The following is a 6,000-nucleotide window of genomic DNA, read 5'->3' on the forward strand; positions in this document are numbered from 1 at the left end:
TCAATTGAATTAATTTAGCTCTGCCGCTATTAATACTATAAAAATAAAATAGCCATATTATAAATAGGAAGTAACATGTTAAATAAATTAATTTTACGCGCTTTTTTTTCAATCACTTTAGCTCTTAGTTTTACCGGTGCAGCGAATGCTGCATTAATAACACAAGACCTTATATCCGGCACTGACGGTGTTATTGGTTCAGTTTCTATTGATACTGCAATGGCTGATGACTGGGATATCGTAACGGACTGGGTATCTTTTGAAATTGGTGGTTATGCTATGAGTCAACCACCAATATTTTTTGAAGCTGTAATCGATACTATGGATTTTTACGCGGGAATTCAATCGTTAAATTTTGACGTAAATGATACCTGTACTGGCTGTGAATGGGCATACAATGGCTCTGTTGAAGCCGGTTTTGGCGGCACTGTTGATATTTTTGATGTTGCATCTAACGATTTAGTTACCTTTTGGGGTGACGTAACATTTGGTCAAGCAACTGTTGTTCCTACTCCTGCTACTTTAGTATTGTTTTTAACTGCTGTTGCTGGTTTAGCGGCACGTCGTAAAATAACTAAACTATAACGATATATTTTTATACTGGGCAATTTACGTGGTCTAGGGTGTAAATTTGTAGATAAAGGCTTTACCTTGGTAAGGCCTTTTTTATGCCTTGATGTTTGTCATATAACATTTATCACATAGGGTTCGTTATATTTAATTAGACTCAATCGTATTTAATCTTCTCTGTGCTTCTATACATTTATACTCTTGTAGTAAATCCCCGGTCAACATTATATATCCTGTATTTACATCTATTTACTAGAACTTAATTATCTAAATCTAATTTGATAAAAGTCACTTCAAATATATGTAAACTCATACAAGCTAGTTCAAACGATTGCAGATAATTAAGTCATTTGTGTATAGTTTCATTTTGTTATTCACACAATAAGTAACCAGAACTCTGGACAAGCAGTACTTGCTAAATACTCCCCTTTATCCGGTTCTCAGCGTTAAACGTCGATAAAGAACCCGTCATTCATAAATGTTTTACCTTGATAACCAAATAAATTGAAACATTGATAGAGTCTATCTCTACTTAATCTTGTGAGTTTTGTTCTTAATTACCTAAGTTATTGTTTTTACAGTAATATTAAGTGTTTATTGTCCAGGGTTCAGGTTAAGTAAACTGTTCACAGTACAAGAACTCAATTTTTAGCAGGGCTTATTACGGGTAACAATTCTGTAAGAATAGCTAAGGTTACATCCCCATAAGCTTGTTTTAGTTCGAGATGCGGCTGAAAGTATAGTTGAATAAGTGGCAGTTGACTTAGAATAAGCTGCAACGCTTTATTGAGATGGAATTAGCTATGGTTGTGTTATTGCGCTCTAAGTACGCGAATAATATATTAAGGCATTGGATTTACAAGTAATAAAAAGCCCTCTTAAACAGCTTTAAGAGGGCTTTATTTATGTTACTAAGCTAGCTAGTTAACTAAATAAGTTAGCTAGTGAATAATAGTATGTACTACTAGTTTTTCAATTCAAGTACTGTAGTTCCTTCAGCTTCACCATCGGCGTTGAAGTAAGTTACAGCGCCCATATAAGTAGAGCCAGTAGGTAAACCTCTTGTCATAATAGTAGTGTAATTAAAACGACCATTGATAGCTCTACGGCTAGACATTACACGTGTGCTACTTTCAGCTTGATCTGCAATCCAACCTACCATAGTGTAATCTGTGGCAGGAGCGTCACCTGTTGAGTAACCATGAATCATAGTTACATAGACATCACCAACGTTCACATCAGCTCTTGGTTCAGGGTTAGTTAATATAACATTCTCATTTGAACCACTGGTAAGTGAATTCGCAACTTGAGCACATGACCATTTATCACAACGATAAACGTATAGATCAAGATCCGCTCCGTCTTCAGTTACAAGTGCATCAGATAGACTAAAGCGAGCAACCTGTGTACCTTCAGGGATATGGAATATATGGTAGTTTGTACCGGCACCTAAGAATTCAAACTCTTGTGCAGGATCAGCTTCTACGTTACCAGCAGTACCAAATGGTGCAACTAAACCAGCATGTTTAATGCTTGTTGTACCAGAGTAAAGCATCTTAACAGGGAAGCGGAAGCGACCACGGTTAAGATCACCTGAGATTAATTCAGGCACAACAATTTTAACTGTTGGTATAGCTTTAATTGCTAATGGTAAACGTACAGAGTGACCAGCAGTATCTGTCCATGTAATAGCGCCAAAGTTCCAAGTATCAACATCCGCAGCTTCAGTTTTAGTGAAAGTTAAAGCAAAGCTTGCTTTACCATCTGCATCTATTTCTAAGGTAGCTTCAGGTGTTTCATCACCATTCACATCAAAAGTTTGCACACTTACTTCTATACCAGCGGGTACTTCAATACTTGCTGTATAAGTAGAAGCAGCATTTGTTGCATTAGATACTGTTCTGAAAATAGTTTCAGGTTCAAGTAACTCAGCAATAGCGATCGAAGGAAGGTTTAACTGGCTTGCATCAGTACTAAAACCATTACTTGTTAACTCAGCACAACTCGTATCATACCCCTCAACAAAGCTTTCTTTGTCTTGACCACAAAGGAAGGCTAGGTAATCAGCAAGGTTAGTATCAAATAGTAGACCTGGGTCTAAAGCAGAAACTGGAGCGATATGGCCAGAACCGAAGTCATATGGGTCAGCTTGCGTTGAACCATCTTCTTTAGTTAAGTTTTGACGAGCAGTTGTCATCATCGCAGATTTGATTTGTGCAGGACTCCAAGAACTATTAGATTCTTTAAATAATGCTGCCATACCTGCAATGTGTGGGCTAGACATAGATGTACCTTGAAGGTACTTAAATGTTTCACCTTGTGTACCAAACATTGGTGCAGATGTAGTTGCCGCTAATATTTTAACACCAGGAGCAGTAATATCTGGTTTGATAATATCGTAAGTATTTAAGTTTGGACCACGTGATGAGAACGACGCAATGGTATTACCCACTTCAACCGCTTCACCAGAAGCTGCTGTGTCAGTAAAGATCACTGAAGTACTTTCAGCAAGAACACTTGCTGTTAATGCTTGACCATCAGCAAAAGATATCATTGAACCAGTAATAGTTACTGCTGGATCACTACCGCCCATAGAAAATGGTGAGGTACCATCGTAGGTATAAACAAGTGCACCAATTGCACCAGCATTTTGCGCATTAAGGAATTTCTCAGTAAAAGCACAAGAACCACGAGCAATAAGTGCAATTTTACCAACTAATTCATCTGCATTAGTCAAAGGTGCGTCATTACAGGCTTCAACTGGCTCAGCTAAAGCAAGTTCACCGGTTAGGCCAACTGTTGCCGGAGAAAAACCAGCAGGAACTGACATAAGAGATGTACCAGCTAAAGCACCACTAGTAATATCAAGTGCTTTACCTATTACAATAGAAGTACCATTATAAGTTGATGCAGCAACACTAGTTACCCAAGGAGCAGGAGTACCAACAGTTTCTTTATCAGGACCACTATTACCAGCAGAAACAGCTACAAAAACACCTGCAGCAGAAGCATTAAGCATTGCCGCGGTAGATGGGATAGTTAAATCCGCTCTATCTCCACCAATAGAGTAGTTGATAACATCAACACCATCAGTTACAGCAGCATCGATCGCCGCCATAGTATCACCGTAGAAACAACCTGCTTCATCACCACCTTCAGGGTTTTTGTAATCACTGTTCCAACAAGCTTTATAAGCAGCAATACGTGCACGAGGTGCCATACCTGAAACTGTACCTGCGTTAGCACCAGAAAGCATAGCGGAAACACCTTCGTTACCACCTGCCGTACTAGCCGTATGACTACCATGACCATCAGCATCACGAGGGGAATCAAATTCACCTAAGGCGTATTGAACTTCATATTGACTACTGAAACTCGCATCAAAATAACGTGCACCAATTAATTTGTTATTACAGCTGAAGTCTTCATCAGTACCTGTATCACAGGCACCTTGCCAACCTAGATCAGCAGGATCAGTATAAGAGCCGTCATCAGCGAAGCTATCATTTTCAGGCCATACACCTGTATCGATAATACCAATAATTACGCCTTCACCTTTGATGTTCATGGTGTGTTGACCACCAGGACCCGTTAAGCCAAGAAATTCAGGGGTATTAGATGTATTGATAATTTCTAATCTATCTTCCCATACGCCAATAACGTCAGGGTGAGATTCTAATTGCGTTTTTTGTTTTGCGTTAAGTTTCGCTGAAAAGCCATTATATGTATGTTTAAAAGAGTGCAATATTTCTAATGAGTCTATAGAACTTGCCACTTTATTTTGCTTACTTTCAAGTGCTTGAGTATAAGCTTTCATCGCAGGGGTATACGCGTTGTAACGATTACCAGTATTTGCTACCAACTGATTGGAAGGTAAAAGTTCACCAATATCTTGCGCTTGAGCTATTGCAGTATTACCTTTTAATTGAACAATATAACCAGTAGTTTTTTGTTTGCTACTAACTTCACTACCTACAGATTTGAATTTACTGATATCCCCTGTAACTTCATTAGCAAAGACAGTGCTGGTTGCAGTAGCGGCAATTGCTAATGTAATCAGGCTCCCTACTATAGATTTCTTGAAATGCATGTGTATCTCCGATTTATTGTTATATCTTCGCTGTGCATATTTATTACACTTTCATTATCTTCATTGGCTGTTGCTCAATGAAAAATAGCGAGTGAGATATATAAGCAATAATAGTGCCTTTGTTACATAAATGTTAATGATTAGTTGTGTACTGGTACGTTGAGAGAAGGTACAAAGGGTTATAAGGTTGATACTTTGTAAAATATGTAAAGTTTATTTACATAGTTATTTGCTTAGGATGCAATTATAGTCATAAAACCCTTTGGTATATTGTATATTTTTTATGTATCTAGTTGTTTTTATGTGGAATTGTACTGTTTTGGTGTGTATGGGTAGTTATGCATTAGTGTGTAAAAAAAGCTGACACTATTTTCTTGTTGTTGGTTTTTGGTGCGATTTGTTTGAATTGTAAGCGAACAAACACAAAAGTGAAATTAACCCTTGTACTGAACTCAAAACTCTCTACAATGCGCTCCAGTTCCAAGGGGTTCAGGCAAAAACCTTTACCAATTGGACGTTTTGATAAGTTATCTACTTGCTTTTAAGCTAAACCAGTTAACTTAACGTCTCGTTTTAAAGTGTTTTAAAATACTTTACTTTAAATAGAAAAAAACGTTGACATCGAAACTCGGAAGCGTATTATACGCCTCCTGCTTCGGGGTAACAGCAACGAGCAATACTGATTAACCACACGGTTTTCAGTTCAGGTGAAGAGCGAATGCGACTCTCATCTACTTCAACTTAATCTTAGCGATTACTTAGGAGTTCTTCTTTAACAATTAGTTATCATGCAATTTGTGTGAGCACTCACATTAATGTTGTTTTACATAGTTTTCCTTTGGGAGAACAAAAACGCTTAATGAATGATGTTCATGCAAATAAATATAGTTACTTAACTTCGGTTAGGTAGCGACTATGTAATGCGCTATTTACTTAGGTAGGTAGCACGACAGAATTCATTGAGCAGTAACACATCACTTGTGATGAGGTTACACAAACGATTTTTAATTGAAGAGTTTGATCATGGCTCAGATTGAACGCTGGCGGCAGGCTTAACACATGCAAGTCGAGCGGTAACAGAGATAGCTTGCTATCTGCTGACGAGCGGCGGACGGGTGAGTAATGCTTGGGAATATGCCTTATGGTGGGGGACAACAGTTGGAAACGACTGCTAATACCGCATAACGTCTACGGACCAAAGGGGGGGATCTTCGGACCTCTCGCCATTTGATTAGCCCAAGTGAGATTAGCTAGTTGGTAAGGTAAAGGCTTACCAAGGCGACGATCTCTAGCTGGTTTGAGAGGATGATCAGCCACACTGGGACTGAGACACGGCCCAG

At 38.5% G+C, this 6,000-nt stretch carries 2 protein-coding genes and 1 rRNA gene (1 of these 3 running past the window's edge); 2 read left to right on the forward strand and 1 reads right to left on the reverse strand.

The features are described from left to right. Positions 1 to 75: 75 nt before the first annotated feature. Positions 76 to 585, forward strand: coding sequence for a PEP-CTERM sorting domain-containing protein (locus tag GAB14E_RS02950; RefSeq protein WP_033084079.1), 510 nt, complete (start codon positions 76 to 78; stop codon positions 583 to 585). Between the two features lie 949 nt (positions 586 to 1,534). On the opposite strand, the gene GAB14E_RS02945 is transcribed toward GAB14E_RS02950, so the two are convergent. After that, positions 1,535 to 4,660, reverse strand: a complete 3,126-nt coding sequence (locus tag GAB14E_RS02945; RefSeq protein ID WP_033084080.1) for a S8 family serine peptidase — start codon at positions 4,658 to 4,660, stop codon at positions 1,535 to 1,537. Positions 4,661 to 5,665: 1,005 nt separating this feature from the next. Here GAB14E_RS02945 and GAB14E_RS02940 point away from each other — a divergent pair. Beyond that, positions 5,666 to 6,000, forward strand: a 16S ribosomal RNA gene (locus GAB14E_RS02940) (it continues 1,208 nt past the right edge of the window).

Source organism: Colwellia psychrerythraea, from assembly GCF_000764185.1.
GTDB lineage: Bacteria > Pseudomonadota > Gammaproteobacteria > Enterobacterales > Alteromonadaceae > Colwellia > Colwellia psychrerythraea_B.